General features: G+C 71.2%; 17 protein-coding genes. 7 read left to right on the top strand and 10 right to left on the bottom strand.

What is annotated here, in order from left to right:
* Position 1: 1 nt before the first annotated feature.
* Positions 2 to 1,315, bottom strand: coding sequence for an ABC transporter substrate-binding protein (locus OG417_RS11535; protein ID WP_329253919.1), 1,314 nt, complete (start codon positions 1,313 to 1,315; stop codon positions 2 to 4).
* Between the two features lie 129 nt (positions 1,316 to 1,444).
* On the opposite strand from OG417_RS11535, the gene OG417_RS11540 reads away from it, so the two are divergent.
* Positions 1,445 to 2,701, top strand: coding sequence for an ROK family transcriptional regulator (locus tag OG417_RS11540; RefSeq protein ID WP_329253922.1), 1,257 nt, complete (start codon positions 1,445 to 1,447; stop codon positions 2,699 to 2,701).
* Between the two features lie 33 nt (positions 2,702 to 2,734).
* Positions 2,735 to 3,943 (top strand): cytochrome P450 family protein, encoded by a 1,209-nt coding sequence (locus OG417_RS11545; protein WP_329253925.1) that lies wholly within the window; start codon positions 2,735 to 2,737, stop codon positions 3,941 to 3,943.
* 80 nt (positions 3,944 to 4,023) lie between these two features.
* Here OG417_RS11545 and OG417_RS11550 read toward each other — a convergent pair whose 3' ends face one another.
* From OG417_RS11550 to OG417_RS11565, 4 genes are all read right to left on the bottom strand, one after another.
* Positions 4,024 to 6,183, bottom strand: coding sequence for a discoidin domain-containing protein (locus OG417_RS11550; RefSeq protein ID WP_329253928.1), 2,160 nt, complete (start codon positions 6,181 to 6,183; stop codon positions 4,024 to 4,026).
* Positions 6,184 to 6,401: 218 nt separating this feature from the next.
* Positions 6,402 to 7,646 (bottom strand): RNA polymerase sigma factor, encoded by a 1,245-nt coding sequence (locus OG417_RS11555; RefSeq protein WP_329253931.1) that lies wholly within the window; start codon positions 7,644 to 7,646, stop codon positions 6,402 to 6,404.
* On the bottom strand, positions 7,643 to 7,966 hold the full coding sequence (locus OG417_RS11560; protein ID WP_329253934.1) for a YciI family protein: 324 nt from the start codon (positions 7,964 to 7,966) through the stop codon (positions 7,643 to 7,645). The genes OG417_RS11555 and OG417_RS11560 overlap by 4 nt, the downstream gene beginning before the upstream one ends.
* 51 nt (positions 7,967 to 8,017) lie before the next feature.
* Positions 8,018 to 8,641 carry a dihydrofolate reductase family protein gene (locus OG417_RS11565; RefSeq protein WP_329253937.1) on the bottom strand — a complete coding sequence of 208 codons (624 nt, stop codon included), beginning with the start codon at positions 8,639 to 8,641 and terminating at the stop codon, positions 8,018 to 8,020.
* A gap of 145 nt (positions 8,642 to 8,786) precedes the next feature.
* On the opposite strand from OG417_RS11565, the gene OG417_RS11570 reads away from it, so the two are divergent.
* The 3 genes from OG417_RS11570 (at position 8,787) to OG417_RS11580 (ending at position 11,062) form a co-directional block, all read left to right on the top strand.
* Positions 8,787 to 9,548 carry an SDR family oxidoreductase gene (locus OG417_RS11570; RefSeq protein ID WP_329253940.1) on the top strand — a complete coding sequence of 254 codons (762 nt, stop codon included), beginning with the start codon at positions 8,787 to 8,789 and terminating at the stop codon, positions 9,546 to 9,548.
* Between the two features lie 113 nt (positions 9,549 to 9,661).
* The gene (locus OG417_RS11575; protein WP_329253943.1) at positions 9,662 to 10,384 is read left to right on the top strand and encodes a DUF2470 domain-containing protein; all 723 of its coding nucleotides are present in this window, start codon (positions 9,662 to 9,664) and stop codon (positions 10,382 to 10,384) included.
* 45 nt (positions 10,385 to 10,429) lie between these two features.
* A complete protein-coding gene (locus OG417_RS11580) occupies positions 10,430 to 11,062 on the top strand; it encodes a flavin reductase family protein (RefSeq protein WP_329253946.1) in 633 nt (210 codons plus the stop codon).
* 8 nt (positions 11,063 to 11,070) lie between these two features.
* Here OG417_RS11580 and OG417_RS11585 read toward each other — a convergent pair whose 3' ends face one another.
* On the bottom strand, positions 11,071 to 12,303 hold the full coding sequence (locus OG417_RS11585; RefSeq protein ID WP_329253949.1) for a serine hydrolase domain-containing protein: 1,233 nt from the start codon (positions 12,301 to 12,303) through the stop codon (positions 11,071 to 11,073).
* Between the two features lie 122 nt (positions 12,304 to 12,425).
* Here OG417_RS11585 and OG417_RS11590 point away from each other — a divergent pair, with 122 nt between their 5' ends.
* A complete protein-coding gene (locus tag OG417_RS11590) occupies positions 12,426 to 12,821 on the top strand; it encodes a cold-shock protein (RefSeq protein WP_329253952.1) in 396 nt (131 codons plus the stop codon).
* A gap of 19 nt (positions 12,822 to 12,840) precedes the next feature.
* Here the strand turns inward: OG417_RS11590 and OG417_RS11595 are convergent, their stop codons facing one another.
* The 4 genes from OG417_RS11595 to OG417_RS11610 all read right to left on the bottom strand — a co-directional run bounded on the left by OG417_RS11595 (position 12,841) and on the right by OG417_RS11610 (position 15,905).
* The gene (locus OG417_RS11595; RefSeq protein WP_329253955.1) at positions 12,841 to 13,128 is read right to left on the bottom strand and encodes a YiaA/YiaB family inner membrane protein; all 288 of its coding nucleotides are present in this window, start codon (positions 13,126 to 13,128) and stop codon (positions 12,841 to 12,843) included.
* A gap of 223 nt (positions 13,129 to 13,351) precedes the next feature.
* Complete coding sequence (locus OG417_RS11600; RefSeq protein ID WP_329253957.1) at positions 13,352 to 13,858, bottom strand: hypothetical protein; 507 nt, start codon at positions 13,856 to 13,858, stop codon at positions 13,352 to 13,354.
* Positions 13,855 to 15,234, bottom strand: a complete 1,380-nt coding sequence (locus tag OG417_RS11605; RefSeq protein ID WP_329253960.1) for a sensor histidine kinase — start codon at positions 15,232 to 15,234, stop codon at positions 13,855 to 13,857. The genes OG417_RS11600 and OG417_RS11605 overlap by 4 nt, the downstream gene beginning before the upstream one ends.
* Positions 15,231 to 15,905, bottom strand: coding sequence for a response regulator transcription factor (locus OG417_RS11610; RefSeq protein ID WP_329253963.1), 675 nt, complete (start codon positions 15,903 to 15,905; stop codon positions 15,231 to 15,233). Before OG417_RS11610 ends, OG417_RS11605 begins: the two co-directional genes overlap by 4 nt.
* A gap of 120 nt (positions 15,906 to 16,025) precedes the next feature.
* On the opposite strand from OG417_RS11610, the gene OG417_RS11615 reads away from it, so the two are divergent.
* On the top strand, positions 16,026 to 18,092 hold the full coding sequence (locus OG417_RS11615; RefSeq protein WP_329253967.1) for a transglycosylase domain-containing protein: 2,067 nt from the start codon (positions 16,026 to 16,028) through the stop codon (positions 18,090 to 18,092).
* The last annotated feature ends 131 nt before the right edge of the window (positions 18,093 to 18,223 follow it).

Raw genomic sequence — 18,223 nt, forward strand, 5'->3', positions numbered from 1 at the left:
CTCAGCCCGCCATCTGCTGCTGGGCCTTCTCCAGGCGCTTGCGGACCGAGTCGTCGGTGACCGGGCGGCCGGCCGCGGCGTCGGCGAACAGGTCCTTCAGCGCGGGGCCGACCAGGTCCTCGAACTGCGACTCCTTCGCCACCTGGGGAAGGGCCACGGCGCTCTTGGCGAGGCCCTGCCGAAGGACGGTCTGCTCGGGGTTGGCGAACTGCGGGTCCGACTGGGCGGAGGTCACCGGTGGGATCGAGCCGTACTTGCCGTTGAGGATCTTCTGCTCCTCATCGCTCGTCATGAACTTGACGAACTTCAGCGCGCCGTCGCGGTTCTGGGTGTTCTTGAAGACGGCGAGATTGATGCCCGCGACCATCGTGTCGACCTGGGTGCCCTGGCCGGGGGTGCCGGACTGCACGGGCACCGGGGCCACGCCCCAGTCGGCGGCCTTCATGCCGCGCTGCGCGAGCTGGACGCCCGCGGCCTGCCAGAGCAGCATCGCGGCCTTGCCGGTGGCGAAGTCCTGCAGCGACTGGTTCTGGGCGTACTCGGCGTCGCCCGCCGCGGTGATCTTGTCGGCGGCCATGAAGTCGACGTACTGCTTGACGCCCGCGACCGCACCGGGAGAGGTGAAGGTCGGGTTGCCCGAGGCGTCGAAGAAGTCACCGCCGTGCTGCTTGGCGAAGATGTAGGCGTGGTGGATGTTCTCGGCGTTGTTCGCGCCCTCGACGGCCAGGCCGTACTTCCCGCCGTGGGTCAGCTTCTTGCCGTCGGAGACCAGCTCGGACCACGTGGCGGGCGGGTTCGCGATGCCGGCGTCCTTGAAGAGCTTCTTGTTGTAGTAGAGGCCGTAGGCGAGGGAGTAGAGCGGCACGGCGGCCGGAGGCTTGCCGGCGACGCCGGTCGAGCCGAGTGCGGAGGCCACGAACCGCTGCTTGCCCCCGATGGCGCCCCACGTGCCATCGTCGAAGGGCAGCAGCGCGCCCGTGGCCTGCAGCGACGCGGACCAGGTGTTGCCGATGTTGAGGACGTCGGGGCCCTGGCCTGAGGAGGTGGCGGTCAGGATGCGGTTGAGCAGATCCGGCCAGCCGATCACCTCGAGCTTGACGTGGATCCCGGTCTGCTTCTCGAACTTCTGCAGCTCGGGGGTGAGCTTCTGCTTGTCGTCGTCGAGGTTCTTGCCCTGGTTGCTCGCCCAGTAGGTGAGCGTCTTGGGATTCTTGTTACCACCGTTTCCGGTGGCGGTGCCGCCACCGCAGGCGGTCAGGGCGGCGGAGGCGACGGTGATGGCTGCTATCGCAGCGGTGATCCGGGTCCTGCGCATGGTCAGTGGGCCCTCTCCGGAGGCAACTTCGGCGGGGAAGTTAATTTAGGTTATGAGTTAAGACGTGAGAGAAGATCCTCGTCAAGACTTTGGGGGCGGTAGGTTGCGTCATCGGGGAGGATGTCCGTGATGAGGGATCGGGAGAAACGGACGGTGCGCGACCTACGGCGCACGAACCGCTCCGCCGTGCTGCGCAAGCTCTACTTCGACGGGCCGCTCAGCCGGCAGGAACTGGCGCCGGCCACCGGGCTCAGCTCCGGTTCGATCAGCAACGTCGTCGCGGAGCTGACCGCCGACGGGCTGCTGGAGGAGGCGGGCTCGGTCGATTCGGACGGGGGCCGTCCCCGCACTCTGCTGCGCGTCGCGCGCCGCAGCGCGTACCTGATCGGCGTCGACGTCGGCGAGACCCGGGTGGGCGTGGAACTCTTCGACCTCGGGCTGACCGAGCTGGCCCGCGCCGAGAGGCCGCTCGCCGCGCACGGGTACGACGTCGACCGGGTCGTCGGGCTGATCAGCGACGCGGTGGCCGACGTGCTGCGCGACGCGGACGTCGCGCCCGAGTCGCTGCTCGGCGTCGGCGTGGGCGTTCCCGGCATCGTCGACCGCAGTTCGCCCGGCGGTGCGGTCGTGCACGGCCAGACCGTCGACTGGGACGGCGTGCCGCTCGAGTCGCTGCTGCGGGAGGCCGCCGCCCTGCCGCCGGAGGTGCCGCTGTTCATCGACAACGGCGCCAAGACCCTCGGACAGGCCGAGATGTGGTTCGGCGCGGGCCGGGGAGCGCGCCACGCGGTCATCGCGCTGATCGGCTCCGGCGTCGGCGCGTGCATCATCACCGACGGCGTCCTGTACGGCGGCGCGCACAGCAGCGCGGGCGAGTGGGGCCACACGACCCTGCAGGTGCGCGGGCGCCCGTGCCGCTGCGGCGCGCGAGGTTGCCTGGAGGCGTACGCCGGCGCCGAGGCCGTGCTGGAGCGCTGGGCCGAGATCGGCGGCGACCCGGGAGAGGCCGACGAGGAGACCGCGCTCGCCGCGTTCCTCGCCTCCGCGGCGCCCGCCGACCCGGGCGAGGCGGACGACAAGGCCGCCGCGCTGCTGGAGGAGACCGCCGAGTACCTGGGCGCCGGCATCGCCGACCTGGTGAACCTCTTCAACCCCGAGCGGATCATCATCAGCGGGTGGGCCGGGCTCATGCTCGGCCGCCACGCCCTGCCCGCCGTCCGCGAGGCGGCCGCCGCGTACGCCCTCCGCCATCCGCTCGAACGCACCACGATCGAGCTGGGCCGGCTCGGCCCGGACGCCGTCACCGTGGGCGCCGCGACGCTGCCGCTCGCCGACTTCCTCAGCCGGGGCGGCCGCGGGCGCGAGTCGGCCCCGGCCGTACGCTGACCCGGCCCGAAGAGATCATGGAAGGATCGTCACATGACGACCGCTGACGACCCTTTCATCGCCGTGCCGGACGGGGCGCGGCACCGGGCGCTCGCCGAGCTGGCCGCGGCCGGCCCGGTGCACCACATGAGGCTCGCCACCGGCGCGGACGCCTGGGTCGTGACCGGCCACGCCGAGGCGAAGGCCGTGCTGACCGACCCGCGGGTGGTCAAACAGGGCGCGTCCACCTCGCCGTACGGGGACGAGCTGCCGGCCGAGCTGAGCTCGGCCCTGGACTCCCACATGCTGAACACCGACCCGCCCGAGCACACCCGGCTGCGGCGCCTGGTCTCGGCGGCCTTCACCCGGCGGCGGGTCGAGGCGCTGACGCCGCGCATCGAGCGGATCTGCGACGAACTGCTCGACGGCCTGGAGGAGACCCTGGAGGCGAAGGGCGAGGCCGACCTGATCACCGTGTTCGCCGCGCCGCTGGCCATCACCGTGATCTGCGAGCTGCTCGGGGTTCCGCCGGGGTCGCGGGAGGACGTGCGCGCGTGGGCCGGGCCGCTGCTGGCGGGCCGGTTCGCCGGGTACGAGGCCTACCGCCGCGCCTCGGAGGAGATGGTGGCGTTCCTGCGCGGGCTCCTGGCGGACAAACGCCGCGCACCGGCCGACGACCTGCTGTCCGCGCTGGTCGCGGTCCGCGACGGCGACGACCGGCTGAGCGAGGACGAGCTGACCTCGATGGTCCACCTCCTCCTGCTCGCCGGCCATGAGACGACCGTCAACCTCATCGCCAACGGGATGAACGCCCTGTTCGCCGACCCCGCCCAGCTCGCGCTGCTGCGGGCCGAGCCGGAGCGGCTGCCCGCCGCGATCGAGGAGCTGCTGCGCTACGACTCCCCGGCGCAGGTGCCGATCCCGTCCATCACCGCCGAGCCGATCGAGGTGGCCGGGCAGCGCATCCCGGCGGGGGAGAACATCGTCGTCGCGCTGCTGGCGGTCAACCGCGACCCGGCGCGCTTCGCCGACCCCGGCGTGCTCGACCTGACCCGTGAGGCCGCCGGTCATCTGGCGTTCGGGCACGGCGTCCACCACTGCCTGGGTGCTCCGCTGGCGCGGTTGGAGACGCGGATCGCGCTGGACGCGCTGCTGCGGCGGTTCGGCGACCTCGCGCTCGCGGTGCCCGCGGAGTCGCTGGAGCGGCTGCCGTCACTGATCATCAACCGGCTGGCGACGCTGCCGGTGAGACGGGAGGGCTGATGGTGAACCGGGCCGGCCCGCACCCAGCCATGGCGGGCACGGGCCGGCCGGTTCCGGCCCATTGAAACACGGCGCTTTGATCAGGGGAAACTGGTGATGTTCACCGGGACCGTGTCGGTGCCCTGCGCGGCGGCACCGGTGCTGTTGATCACGTGGTTGATGATGCCCTTGCCGCCGAGCGACACCGTGAGCAGGTCGTGGAACCGCACTCCGGAGTTGTTCGGCACCTCGAAGCCGTGCTCATCGACGATCGAGGGATCGACGTCGAAGTTGCAGTAGCTGCCCAGGCCCCAGCCCTCATGGCTGGTGACGTTGTCGGCCACCTTGTAGGCGGCGTAGCCGCGGGTGCTCCCGTTCATGTAGGCGGCCTGGTTCGGCGGGTCGTACGGCAGTTCGTTCTGGAAGAAGATCGTCTTACCGCCCTGGCCGTTCCAGACGACGTTGTACTTCTGGTAGTGCTCGACGAACAGGCCGTACGCCGTGACGTTCGCGCCGTTCACGATGAGGCCGGTGTCGGCGGTGTTGGTGGTCCACCCGACGCCGCTGCCGTGGTCGGCGCGCCAGGCCCAGATGTGGTCGATGATGGTGTTGGCGCTGTTCACGACGAGGCTGTTGGTCGCCTTGCCCGCCCCGGCGCCGCCGATGCGGAAGAAGACGTCCTGGATCGAGGTCGGGTCGCTCGCGTGGCTCGCCGACGAGCCGCTCGGGCCGACCTGGAGCAGCACCGGCGAGTTGGTCGTCCCGGCGTCGAACAGCAGACCGGCGAGCTTCACGCCGTCGACGTCGGCGACCGACATGGGCGTCACGCCGCCGTCCGGCACGATCGTGGCGTACCCGAGCCCGAGCACGACGGTGTTCGCCCGCGTCACGTTGATCGTCTGGCTGACGTGGTAGACGCCGGGCGTGAACAGCAGGTTCAGCCCCGAGTTCAGCGCGGCGTTGATGGTGGCGGCGCTGTCACCGGAGTGGGCGACGTAGAACTGGCTCAGCGGGATCGACGTGCCGGGGGTCGAGCCGCTCGCCCAGGTCGTGCCGCGCGAGTTCGTGCGCAGGCTCGGCACGAGCACGTTGTAGTTGCCGGCGCCGTCGACGTACAGGTACGGCTTCTCCCGGGTCACCGGGCTGTTGGCCAGCACGGTGTACGGCGGGTTGGGGAAGCTCTGCGCGGGCGCGCCGACCACCCCGGAGAAGACCATGTTCCAGACCCCGTTGAGCCAGCCGCCGATCTGGCTGTCCCGGGTGAGCCACTGCTGCTGGGAGTACGGCTGGACGGTGCCGTCGATCTTGGAGTCGGCGATGTACCCGCCGCTGGCCCAGCCGTACCCGGTCGGGGCGAGGTTGAGGTCGCCGCGGACGTGCATGCGCCGGAACGGCGCCGCCTGCGCCACCGCCCAGCGGTCGTACCCGCCGGACGGGGTGATCGACAGGTTCTCCGCCGAGCGCCAGAAGTTCTGCGTGGCGTTGCCGTTGAACCAGCCCGCGTCGACGGTGACCCCGCCGTTGATGTTCACGTCGTCGACGTTCCGGCCCAGGCCGGCGATCGAGGTGTAGAAGCCGATGTTGGCGTTGACGTTGTAGCTGCCCGGCTTGAACAGCAGCGCGTACCGCTGCGAGCCGAACTGGTTGCTCTCCTGCTGGCTGAAGACCGAGTCGAGCTGGCTCTGGATGCTGCCGCTCGACATCGACGGGTCGAAGACCTTGACGTTCGGCCCGAGGTCACCGCCGCCGGTCGGCGGTGGCGTGGTGCCGCCGCCGGAGCCGTACACCTGGAACTCCCACAGCGAGTAGCCGTACTGGGTGTGCCGGGCGGTGCCGTACATGCGGACGTAGCGGCCGGTGCCGCTGACCGTCAGCGTCTGCGTGCCGCCGGTGCCGCTGGTCGTGGAGTAGACGGTGCTCCAGTTGGAGCCGTCCGACGACACCTGGATCTGGTACGCGGTGGCGTACGCGGTCTCCCAGTTGAGGACGACCCGGCTGACGGTGGCGGAGGCGCCGAGGTCGACCTGGAGCCACTGGGGATCGCTGAAGGCGCTGGACCAGCGGGTGCCGGTGTCGCCGTCCACGGCGGCGGAGGCGGGGGTGCCGGCGTTCTCGGTGGAGGAGGCGGTGGCGGGTTTGTCCTGGGAGAGCAGCGTGTCCGCGGCGTGCGCGGGCCGGGGCGGTGCGACGAACACGACGGTGAGTGCGACGACCACGGCCCAGAGGACCGTGGCGACGCGGGGGAGGGACAGAGATCTCATGGATCGTCTCCTGAGGGGGAGTGGAGACCCGAGCGGCTCTGGCGGGGCCCTGGGTCTCCACACGGTCCGGGGCTTAATTCATGGCGTGATTAAACATGCGGAAAACAGGCCCGTCAAGAGATCAAACCGCTGGTGAATGGCTTCTTTATCGGCTTGATTAAAGCTCTGAAGTGCATCTCGGTGCTTCTCTTCCCCGGTCCCCGCGCTGACCTGGCGGGTCAGTACTGCAGTTGGTCGCGGCGGCGGGTGAGGTAGGCGGTCTCGGCGGGGTTGCCCGCCAGTTCGATGGCTTTGTCGTAGGCCGTGCGTGACCGCCGGCTGTGGCCCAGCCGGCGCAGTAGGTCGGCGCGGGTGGCGTGGTAGGCGTGATAGCCGGTCAACGCCTCGGCGAGGCGGTCAACGATGGCCAGTGCCACGTCCGGGCCGTCGAGTTCGGCGACCGCGATGGCCCGGTTGAGGGCGATGATCGGCGAGGGGTCGAGGCGGATGAGCTGGTCGTAGAGGGCGAGGATCTGCGACCAGTCGGTGTCGCGCATGTCGCGGGCGGAGGTGTGCACGGCGTTGATCGCGGCGAGGATCTGGTAGCGGCCCGGAGCGAGTCCGGCGGCGGCAGCGGCGAGGCGCTCGCGCACCAGCCGGTGGCCCTCGGCGATCAGCGTCGTGTCCCAGGCGCCACGGTCCTGCTCGGCCAGGGGGACCAGTTCGCCGCCGGCCGAGACCCGGGCGGGGCGGCGGGCCTCGATGAGGAGCATCAGCGCCAGCAGCCCGGCCACCTCACCGTCGTCCGGCAGGAGGGCGCGGATCAGGCGAGTGAGCCGGATCGCCTCGGCGGTCAGCTCATGACGTACCGAGTCGGTGTCGGGGCCGGTGGCCAGGTAACCCTCGTTGAAGACGAGAAAGAGCACGGCGAGCACGCCGGACACGCGTGCCGGCAGATCCTCCACGGACGGCACCCGGTACGGGATGCGGGCCGCCTTGATCTTGGCCTTCGCACGGGTGATCCGCCGCTCCATGGCGGTCTCCTGCACCAGGTAGGCGCGGGCGATCTCGGGCACGGTCAGACCGCCGACCATGCGCAGCGTCAGCGCGACGCGGGTCTGCATCGCCAGCGCCGGGTGACAGCAGGTGAAGATCAGCCGGAGCCGGTCGTCGTCGATGGCGCCGACAGGCGAAGGCGGGTCGTCGTCGTACACCAGCCGAGCCTCCTTGTGCTTGTCGTCGCGCTTGTTCTCGCGGCGGATCCGGTCGATGGCCTTGCGGCCCGCGGTGGTGGTCAGCCAGCCGCCGGGGTTGGGCGGTACGCCGTCGGCCGGCCACCGCTCGACGGCGGTCGCGAACGCCTCGGCCGCCGCCTCCTCGGCGATGTCGAGGTCGCCGAAACGCCTGGTCAGGGAGGCGACCACCCGCGCCCACTCCTCGTGGTGGGCCCGGGTGATCGCCTCGCGGACGTCGACTTCGTTCACAGGAACGGCCGCACCTCGATCTTCCGATCGCAGACCTTCGACGCCTCGGCGGCGAGCTTGAGCGCCACATCCAGATCGGGGGCCTCCCACACCCAGACGCCGGCGAGGTACTCCTTCGACTCCACGAAAGGCCCGTCGCTGAACACCGGCTGCTCGCCCCGGTTGTCGATGACCGTGGCCGCGTCGGTGTCCGCGAGTCCGCCCGCGAAGACCCAGTGGCCCTCGGCGATCAGTCGTTCGTTGAACGCGCTGATGGCGGGCTGCCTGTCCGTGCTGCCGGGATTGCTCTTGTCATCGATCACGGAAACCAGGTACTGCATGAAGATCATCTCCTGTTGTGTCAAGACAGCGTGGTTCGGTGGTCAGGGACGTCAAGCCGTTGGCGCGTACTGCGGGCGCCCGGCCGGCCGGTAGACCTGGATCGTCACGCCCTTGGAGTCGACGCGCGACTCGACCAGGTCGAGTGCGAGATCCGGGCCCGCGTCGGGGAACAACCGCGCGCCCTGGCCGACGACCACCGGGACGGTGATCAGAGTCATCTCGTCGACCAGATCGTTTCCCAGCAGCCACCGGGTCAGGGTGCCACTGCCGTGTACCTGCAGCTCACCCCCCGACTCGGCCTTCAGCTTCCGGACGGCGGCCGCCACGTCTCCGGACAGGACGGTCGTGTCCCCCCACGACGGATCGGTGAGCGTGGTCGACGCGACGTACTTGGGCCGTGTGTTCAACGCTTCCACGACGGACTTCCAGGCAGGGACATCCTGGACCGTAAGGGTCCCCCACGAACCGGCGAACAGCTCGTAGGTCCGCCGCCCGAACAGGAACGCCTCGGCGCGCCGGTAGGTCTGGTTGATGAACGCGTGGGTCTCGTCGTCGCCCTTCCCCAGGGCCCATCCGCCGCGCTCGAATCCGCTCCTGCGGTCCTCATCCGACGCGCCGCCGTTTCCCTGCATCACTCCGTCGAGGGTGACCTGAGTCACGGTCGTCAGCTTCATGTCGCGATTCCTCTGCCTTGGCGCCGCCCCCTGTGGACGGTCTCACCCCTGCTACGAACACCACCGCCCCGACCCGACACCGCCTCCCCGGATTTCTTCAAAACGGGTCATGTCACGTTCTCACCGGCTGTGCTGTCTTGGGGGCATGAGGAAGACCTTTCTTGTGACCGGCGGCACCGGGCGGCTCGGCACGCTCGTGGTCGGCCGGCTCCGGCAGGCCGGACATGAGGTCCGCGTCGTCAGCCGGCGTAGCGGGCCCGGGCTGTTCACCGTGGACTGGAAGACCGGCGCGGGGCTCACGGCCGCGCTCGACGGGGTGGATGTGGTGGTGCACTGCGCCTCCGCGCCCGGAAACGTCGACATGGACCGCAGGCTGGTCAAGGCCGCGGCCGACGCCCATGTGTCGCATCTGCTGTACATCTCGATCGTCGGCGTGGACCGGAATCCGCTCCGGTACTACCGGACCAAGCTGACCGCGGAACGGATCGTGGAGCAGTCGGGTGTTCCGTACACGATCCTGCGCGCCACTCAGTTCCACGACCTGATCCGCATGCTGCTCGCGACGCTCGCGCGGATTCCGCTGATGCCGGTGCCGGACCTGAGCTTCCAGCCGGTGGACGTGTCGGAGGTGGCCGCCCGGTTCGCCGACCTCGCCATGGCCGAACCCGCCGGGCGCGTGGCCGACATGGGCGGCCCGCAGGTCCTGCGGCTCACGGACATGGCCAGGACCTACCTGAAGGCGACCGGACGCCGTCGCCCGATCGTGCCGTTCCGGTTGCCGGGCAAGGTCTTCGGCGCCTTCCGGGCCGGCTACCACCGGGCGCCCGACCACGCCGACGGCCGGATCACCTTCGCCGACTACCTCGCGACACACTCGGACGAGCGGGCCGCTTCGCATCGAGGGTGAACCTCGCCGGTGGGCTCGAGCGCACGGAGACCAGAGTGTGATGCCGGGCGCGAGGTGTTCACGAACGGCCTTTCCTCGACTAAGGTTAGCCTTACCTTACTTAGGGAGGCTGGATGTCCGCCACCGATCACCTCGCGGCGCCCATCGCGGAACCGACCCCCGCCGAGCTGGTCCGTTCCGTGCTCGCCGCGGCCCGGTCCCTGACCCTGACGACCGCGGCGCACCGCGTCGACCTCGTCGGCCTGCACGCGCTGGAGACCCCCGGCCGCCTGCTGCTCAACGTGCCGGCCGAGAGCCACGTGGGCGCGGAGATCGTCCGGGCGCCGGGTGGTGACCTGGCGGCCTCGCTGGAGTTCACCGACGTCGCGCCGGTTTCGGTGCCCGACCGGGTTCGCGCCCGGGTGCTGCTGGGCGGCCGGCTGAGCTTCGACCGTCCGGGCGCGAGCGCGGAGGCGCTGTGCTTCGCGACGGCGACCGCCGAGCTCCGGCACGACGGACGGCGGTACGAGCCGACGATGGACGAGTTGGCCGCCGCCGAGCCGGACCCGCTCGCCGCGACCGAGGCGGAGCTGCTCATCCACCTCGCCGACGCCCACGGGGACGCCGTCGAGCTGCTGGCCCAGCTGGTCGACCGCCGGTTCCTGCTCGGCGTGATCCGCGTGGACCCGCTGCGGCTCGACCGCTACGGTGTCGTCCTGCGCCTGCGCCGGGCGGGCGGCCACCGCGACGTGCGCCTGCCCTTCCCCACCCCGCTGCGCAACCCGGCCCACGCCGTGCTGCAGATGCGCGCCCTGCTGGCCCAGGGCCAGGCCTGCGCTCGTCGCTCACGGCGCTGATGATTCGACCGGTGTCGAAATGATTCGCGGCTACGGTCTCGGCCCATGGAGACTCCCGTGGCCGCTGCCGCCGAACACCAGGTCATCACGCCGAGCATCCTGTACTTCGGGACGCCCGTCGTGCTGCTCAGCACCGAGAACGAGGACGGCACGGCCAACCTCGCGCCGATGTCGTCGGCCTGGGCGCTCGGCCAGACGGTGGTCCTCGGCCTCGGCGTGCACGGCCAGAGCGCGCGCAACCTGCTCGCGCGCCCCGAGCTCGTGATCAACCTGCCGGCGCCCGAACACTGGCCGGCCGTCGAACGGCTGGCGCCGTTGACCGGACACGACCCCGTTCCCGCGCACAAGCAGGGCACGTTCCGGTACGAGCCGGCCAAGTTCGAGGCCGCCGGGCTGCGTCCGCTGCCCGCCGACCTGGTCCGGCCGCCGCGCGTCGCGGAGTGCCCGATCCAGCTGGAGGCCCGCGCCGCCGATGTACGGACCGACACCGCGGGCGCGTTCCTCATCGTGGAGGCGACCGTCCTGCGGGTCCACGCCGACCCCCGGCTCATCGTGCCGGGCACCCAGCACGTCGACCCGGCGCGGTGGAGCCCGCTGATCTACAACTTCCGTCACTACTTCGGCCTCGGCCCCGAGCTGGGCAGTAGCTTCCGCAGCGAGACGCGCACCGCGCCGTGACGCCCGGCTCAGTCGACGATGGCCTGGTAGACCAGCTGCCTCAGCCGGGTGCGGATCGGATGGGCGTTCGAGGGCAGCAGCTGGGTCAAGAAGACCACCGTCAGCTCCTCGGCCGGGTCGACCCAGAACGCCGTGCTCGCCGCGCCGCCCCAGTTGTACTCGCCCTTCGACGTCAGCGACTTCGTCCTCGCCGCGTCCTCCACGACGGCGAAGCCCAGGCCGAAGCCGATGCCCGCGTAGGAGACCTCGGCGAACACCGGGCGGTCGAACTCCTCCAGGTCGGCGCCGCCCGGCAGGTGGTTGCGCGTCATGTACGCCACCGTGCGCGGGCTCAGCAGCCGTACGCCGTCCAGCTCGCCGCCGCGCAGCAGCATCTGGCAGAACCGGTGGTAGTCGGCCGCGCTGGAGATCAGGCCTCCGCCGCCCGACAGCGCGAGCGGCGGCCGGAAGGCGCTGTCGCCCATGTCGAGCAGCGTGGCGCGGCCGTCGGGGCCCGCGTAGTACAGCGACGCCATCCGCTCCGCGTCGTCCGCGCCGACGTGGAAGCCGGTGTCGGTCATCCCGAGCGGGCCGAAGATCCGATCGGCGAAGAAGCGGTCCAGCGGCTGCCCGGACACCACCTCGACCAGCCGCCCCAGGACGTCGGTCGCCATGGAGTAGTTCCACTGCGAGCCGGGCTCGAAGAGCAGGGGGAGCCCGGCCAGCCGGTCGACGGCGCCGGCCAGGTCGAGGCCGCGCGGCGTCGTACGGTCGAAGCCGGCCGCGCGGTACAGCTCGTCGACCACGCTGACGCGCTGGAACCCGTACACGAGCCCGGACGTGTGGCTGAGCAGGTGCCAGACGCGGATCGGCTCGGCGGCGGGACGGGTGATGGGGGCCTCCGCCGTGCCCTTCTCGTACACCCGCATGTCGGTGAAGGCCGGGAGGAAGCGGCTGATCGGATCGGTCAGCTCGAAGGCGCCCTCCTCGTACAGCATCATCGCCGCGACCGAGGTGATCGGCTTCGACATCGAGTAGATGCGGAAGAGGGTGTCGGTCTCGACCGGCGTGCCGGAGCCCAGGTCACGCGCGCCGTACGCCGACAGGTGGGCGATCTCGCCGCGGCGGCTGACCAGGGTCAGCCAGCCCGGCAGGCGCCCGTCGTCGACGTACGGGGCGAAGTGGGAGTCGATGCGGCGCAGCCGCCCGGCATCGAGGCCGACATCCGCAGGATCGCACGTGACCTTCAACTCGCCGCCCATCGGCCCCTCCGTGATCGCGGAAGCGTGTTTTTAGAACGTCATTCTAGTGTAGGGGTGCGCACAAGGAGAGGTAGCATGGCTGCGCATTGATGGGGAGTAAGTGCGGATAACGAGGTTATGCGGTGGCGGCTGGAAGCATTGTGCGGTTCGACGAGGTTCGCGGCTACGGATTCATCGCGCCGGAAGGCGGCGGCGAGGACGTTTTCGTACACGCCAACGACCTCATGGCGGACAAGTCACTGTTCAAGGTCGGAGCCAGGGTCGAGTTCGACATCTCCGAGGGCGACCGGGGGCTCAAGGCGTCCACCGTGCGCCTCGTGAGGCAGTCCGCCCCGCCGGCCCGGCGCGGGGACCTCTCCGACGCCGACGAGCTGTGCGACGTGCTGTCGGCGGGCGAGTTCACCCAGGACGTCACCGAAGTGCTCCTCCGCGTGCCCAGCCTCACCGGCGAGCAGATCCTCCAGCTGCGCAGGCACCTGCTGGAGCTGGCTCGCGACCGCGGCTGGGTCGACTCCTGACCGACGCGGGTGTCCGGCGTCACGTGTCGACCTTGAACGGGTCGTGTTCGGCCAGCAGCTTGTCCAGCCGGGCCTGATCCACACGCCCCACGAAAGTGGCCGTCTCCAGCCGGTCCCGAACGCACTTGGCGAGCGTGAACGTGGACGTCACCGCGTACAGCAGCGCGAGTGCCAGAAACGCCCTGATCCATCCGCCGACCGGCAGATAGGCGATGCCGATCACGCAGGCCGCCAACGACACTCCGAACGAGATGGCCGCCTGAACCAGGAACGCGGCCGTGGTACTTGATCTGACCGTTGTGCTCATGCCCACATCGTCCGCTCGCGCGAGCCGGCCCGCATGAGTAGGAGTGCTCAACTCTCGCGGTGTCCCAGGCGCCTGCTGGAATCGGCCCGCGACCGAGGCGCCGGCGACTCCGGATGGTGCCCGCCCCGGCGATCACTACCTGAGAGGCGGTTCCCTCCAGTCTCCGGCCTCGGTTTCACCGAGGACGAGCCGCCGGGTCTGTCGATTCGGGGCACTTCAGGCGTCACTCCGTGGGCGAGGGCATCGGAGCCGCGCCGCCGGGTGAGCCCGCCGCGCCGGAGCAGTCGGGGCTCGGGTAACCCGCGGCGTCTGTCAGGGCCACCTTCACCGAAGGTCGTTCGGGCAGCATGAGCCCGGTGCAGTAGATCTGCGTGTACGCCGGCTCCAGGAGCTTGGGCATGCGCGGCACCGTCTCGATGAAAAGCGCCCGGCCGCCGAGATCGCGGACTGTGATCTGCTTGATCCCGGTCAGCTCCGTGGTCAGGCCCTTCGCGCGCTCGGCCGAGGTGGGCCCGCGCAGCAGTTCGTCGAAGACCTGCTGGGCGTCCCAGGGGCTGACCGCGCGGCCGACCGGGAACGGGAACCCGCGGAGCAGGAAGAAGACCTGGGACCGCGACGACGCCGAGGCGGTGGCGACCGGGGGCTCACCCGCGTACACGACCCCGGTGGGGCGCACGCCGCAGCCCGCCAGCAGCGGGAGCGTCAGCAGGCCCGCGACCAGGCGCCTCACGCGGGAATCCACACGGTGAAGACGGCGCCGCCGCCCGGCGCGTTGGCGGCTTCGATGCCGCCGCCGTGCAGGGCCGCGTTGGCCTGTGCGATGGCGAGGCCGAGGCCGCTGCCCTGGCTCGCGGGACGGGCCGGGTCCGCCTTGAAGAACCGGTCGAACACCTTCGGCAGCAGCTCCTCGGGGATGCCCTTGCCCTGGTCGATCACGCGTACCTCCACTCCGGGCGGACCGGACCGGGCGATGACGCGCACCGGCGGCGCTCCGTGCGACAGCCCGTTGCCGATCAGGTTGGCGAGGATGACGTCGAAGCGGCGGGGGTCCAGGCGGACCCGCAGGTCCGGCGGTACCTCGACGACGATCTGGTCGGCCCAGCCGCGTGTCGTCACGCACTCGCGGACCAGGTCGGCGAGCGGCACCTCGTCCAGGACGAGCTGCGCCGTGCCGGCGTCCATCCGGCTGATCTCCAGCAGGTCCTCCACGAGCGCGTTCAGCCGCCGGGTCTGGCCGGCGATGAGCCGGGCCGCCGTGCCCGTGTCGGCCGGCAGGTCCGCGGCGTCCTCCTCCAGCACGTCCGTGACGGCGGTCATCGCCGCGATGGGGGTGCGCAGCTCGTGCGACACGTCGGCGGCGAACCGCCGCGCGCCCGCCTCCAACCGGCGCAGCTCGTGCACGGTGAACTCCAGGGACGCGGCGCTCTCGTTGAACGCGCGGGCGACGTCGGCGAGCTCGTCGCGGCCGCGCACCTCGACGCGCGCGCCGAGGTCACCGGTGCCGAGGGTACGGGCGGCCCGGCCGAGGCGGCGCAGCGGCCGGAGCACGCTCTGCCCGAGCAGCACGGCCAGGACCAGCGCCAGCAGGAGCGTGAGGGCGCCCGCGCGGATGAGCGCCCGCTGGATGCCGTCGAGATCGGCACGCTCTTTGGCGAGCGAGGCGAACACATACACCGACAGCGGGGAGGACCCCCGGTCGGCGGTGTAGACGCGGGTGGCGACCACCAGCCACGGAGTGCGGCGCAGCTCGACGCGCTGGAAGTACAGGCCGTACTCCGCCCGGCTGACGAGCGACGGCGGCACGTCCCGGACGCCGAACTCCCCGACGCTCACCGTGTCGTCGCCGGCGGTGACGACCACGGCGCGGTCGGGCCGTACGAGGGCCTGGGCGACGTCGCGCAGCGTGTCGCCCGGCACCGGGTCGGCGAGCGTGCCGGGCACGACGCGGGCGAGCGTGTCCCGGGTCTCCACGAGCACGGTGTCCTGGGCCCGCTGCAGGACGGCCCTGCGGACCAGGACATAACCGATGCCGGCCACGAACGCGGTCGAGGCCAGGCACGCGACGATGAACGAGGCGAACATCCGCCCCCGCAGTCCGGTGATCACGAGGCGACGAACCGGTAGCCGAACCCGCGGACCGTCTGGATGAACGCGGGTGCGGAGGCGTCCGCCTCGACCTTGGCGCGGAGCCGCTGCACGGTGGCGTCGACGAGCCGGGAGTCGCCGGCGTACCCGTGGTCCCACACCTCCCGCAGCAGGTGCCGCCGGCTGAGCACCTGTCCCGGGTGGCGGGTCAGTTCGAGCAGCAACCGCAGCTCGGTCGGGGTCAGGTGCACGTCCGCGCCCGCCCGCGAAACCCGCAGCGCACCGCGGTCGATGACGAGGTCGCCGTAGGTGGACCGGTCGCCGGCGCCGCCCACGGCCCGCCGCAGGACGGCGCGGATGCGGGCGTCCAGCACGGCGGGCTCGACCGGCTTGATCACATAGTCGTCCGCGCCCGCCTCCAGCCCGATGACCACGTCGAGGTTGTCGCTGCGGGCGGTCAGCAAGATGATCGGCATCTGGTCGGTCCGCCGGACGCGGCGGCAGACCTCGAACCCGTCGACGCCGGGCAGCATCACGTCCAGGATGACGATCTCCGGCCGGCGTGCCCGCGCGTGCTCCAGGCCCTCCTCGCCGGTCGCGCACGCGGTGACCGAGTGCCCCTGGCGGGTGAGGGCGAGCTCCAGGCCCGTACGGACCGAGGGGTCGTCCTCGACGAGAAGAATGGCGGCCATCGCCCCATTATCGGGCGACCGCCGGGCCCTCGGCCGTACGTCACAAAACCCGGACATTTTCCGGAAAGCGTGACGCTGTTGCGACGCCGGCCGGACGTCCCGCGCCAAGGCTTGATCGACATGGGACGACGACTTCCGAAGGGACGACGACGGCTTCCGAAGGGACGGCGACGGCTTCCGAAGGGACGGCGACGGCTCCCGAAGGGCCGCCGGCGGTGGCGGCTGGTCCGGCGCGGGCTGTACGTCCTGGCCTTCGGCTTCGGGGCCCTGTGCGTGGCGGTGGGCATCATGTACTCACGGACCAAGCTGCCGCCGGTCAACGCCGCCGCGCAGGCCCAGGCGAGCATGTTCACCTACCGCGACGGCTCCACGCTGGCCCAGGTCGGGCAGCTGAACCGGGTGGCCGTGCCGCTGCGGGACGTGCCGCCGTACGTGCGCGGCGCCGTACTCGCCGCCGAGGAGCGCGGTTTCTACCACGACCCGGTCGTCTCGCCGAGTGGGCTGGCGCGGGCGAGCTGGGCGGCGGTCTCCGGCGGGGACACTCAGGGCGGTTCCGGCATCACCCAGCAGTACGTCAAGGTGGCCTACCTCAACCCCGAACAGACGATGTCCCGCAAGGTGAAGGAGCTGTTCATCGCGGTCAAGCTCAGCCGCGCCCGGTCCAAGGACTGGATCCTGGAGCAGTACCTCAACACGGTGTACTTCGGCCGGGGCGCGTACGGGATCCAGGCCGCCTCGCAGGCATACTTCCGCAAGAACGCCGGTGCGCTGACCCCCGCCGAGGGCGCCCTGCTGGCCGGGCTGATCCAGGCACCCTCCTACCTCGACCCGGCGCTCGGGCACACGGCGGAGACCCGGGCACGCTGGCGCTACGTGATCAACGGGATGATGAGCACGGGCGTGCTGCCCAGAGGGCCGTTGCCCGCGTTCCCGAGCATCGCCCCGGCGCACACCGAGCCGACGTACGCCGGCCAGCGGGGCTACCTCATCGAACGCGTCATCGCCGAACTGCACGACCACGGCTTCGACGACGACCAGATCTACCGGCGTGGCCTGCGCGTGACCACCACCATCGACCCGCGGATTCAGGCGGCGCTGCCGGAGGAGGTCGCCCGCGCTACCGGCACCGACAAGGACCTGGAGGTCGGCGTGGCCTCGGTACGGCCCGGCACCGGCGAGATCATCGCCGCCTACGGTGGCCGCGACTACCTCACCCACCAGTACGACAACGCCTTCCTCGCCGCGCTGCCGCCGGGATCGTCCTTCTCGCCCTTCGTCCTGGCGACCGGCCTGCGGGCCGGGATCGGGCTGCGCAGCACGTTCGCCGCGACCCCGGCCGGCTCGGTGGTCAACGACGGTGACGCCAAGGTCGAGTCCGCCGACCTGCTCACCGCGACCACCCGCTCCTACGCCACCGTCTTCTCCCGGCTCGGCGCGAAGGTGGGGGCGTCCGGGGCGACGCGTGTCGGGCTGCCCGGCCGCCTTCCGCCGTCGGGGGTGCACGCCGTCGACCAGGCGGCGGCGTACGCCGCGCTGGTGAACGGCACCTACGCCGCGCCGCACATCCTCGCCAAGGTGACGGACCGGTCGGGAAAGGAGCTGCTCACCGTGCGGCCGCGCACGCGGGCGGCGTTCCCGCCGGCGGTCGCCGCCGACGTCACCTACGCCCTGCAGACGGCGCTGCTGTATGACGGCAAGAAGGGACCCCGTCAGGTCGTGCCGGGCCGGCCGGCGGCGGGCACGATCGGCACCACGGACCACAACGCGGCGGGCTGGTTCTGCGGTTACACGCCGGACATCTCCACCGCGGTCGCCGTCTACCGCGCCAGCAACCGGCCGGTGGTCAACATCGGCGATGCGCCCCAGCGGAGCAGCGCGGACGTACCGGCCGAGATCTGGGGGTCCGTCACCAAGAACGCCGAGTCCGGCCTGCCGGTCCGGACCTTCCCGCCGCCCGCCCTGATCGGATCGGACAGGAACTTCGGCTCCCCGTCTCCCGCGCCCCGCACCCCACAGCGCTCGCCGGTGTCCTCGGCACCCGCAAAACCAGTGCTACGGCCGAAGATGCCGGCGACGGACAAGCCGGGCGCCGGGTCGAGCGGCAAGCCGCCGGTAGAGACCCCGCCGGTCACGACTCCGCCGAAGGGGAAGACGCCGCCGGGCAAGGCACTGGAATCCGCCGGCTGAAACCTTCGAAACCTCACCTGGCGAGGCGTCCTCGCTTCCGGGAGAGGTAATCGACGCGCCCTGACGACGGCGTGTCGCGTAAGGGGGTGCCTCTCCACCCGGTCGTCGCAGCCCCGGGTTCACGCGGTCAT

Source organism: Actinoallomurus sp. NBC_01490 (assembly GCF_036227085.1).
Classification (GTDB): Bacteria; Actinomycetota; Actinomycetes; order Streptosporangiales; family Streptosporangiaceae; genus Actinoallomurus; species Actinoallomurus oryzae.

Coding starts and splice junctions, on each gene's coding strand:
- OG417_RS11535 (WP_329253919.1), bottom strand. CDS start 1,315: ATGCGCAGGACCCGGATCACCGCTGCGATAGCAGCCATCACCGTCGCC.
- OG417_RS11540 (WP_329253922.1), top strand. CDS start 1,445: ATGAGGGATCGGGAGAAACGGACGGTGCGCGACCTACGGCGCACGAAC.
- OG417_RS11545 (WP_329253925.1), top strand. CDS start 2,735: ATGACGACCGCTGACGACCCTTTCATCGCCGTGCCGGACGGGGCGCGG.
- OG417_RS11550 (WP_329253928.1), bottom strand. CDS start 6,183: ATGAGATCTCTGTCCCTCCCCCGCGTCGCCACGGTCCTCTGGGCCGTG.
- OG417_RS11560 (WP_329253934.1), bottom strand. CDS start 7,966: ATGCAGTACCTGGTTTCCGTGATCGATGACAAGAGCAATCCCGGCAGC.
- OG417_RS11565 (WP_329253937.1), bottom strand. CDS start 8,641: ATGAAGCTGACGACCGTGACTCAGGTCACCCTCGACGGAGTGATGCAG.
- OG417_RS11570 (WP_329253940.1), top strand. CDS start 8,787: ATGAGGAAGACCTTTCTTGTGACCGGCGGCACCGGGCGGCTCGGCACG.
- OG417_RS11575 (WP_329253943.1), top strand. CDS start 9,662: ATGTCCGCCACCGATCACCTCGCGGCGCCCATCGCGGAACCGACCCCC.
- OG417_RS11580 (WP_329253946.1), top strand. CDS start 10,430: ATGGAGACTCCCGTGGCCGCTGCCGCCGAACACCAGGTCATCACGCCG.
- OG417_RS11585 (WP_329253949.1), bottom strand. CDS start 12,303: ATGGGCGGCGAGTTGAAGGTCACGTGCGATCCTGCGGATGTCGGCCTC.
- OG417_RS11595 (WP_329253955.1), bottom strand. CDS start 13,128: ATGAGCACAACGGTCAGATCAAGTACCACGGCCGCGTTCCTGGTTCAG.
- OG417_RS11610 (WP_329253963.1), bottom strand. CDS start 15,905: ATGGCCGCCATTCTTCTCGTCGAGGACGACCCCTCGGTCCGTACGGGC.
- OG417_RS11615 (WP_329253967.1), top strand. CDS start 16,026: ATGGGACGACGACTTCCGAAGGGACGACGACGGCTTCCGAAGGGACGG.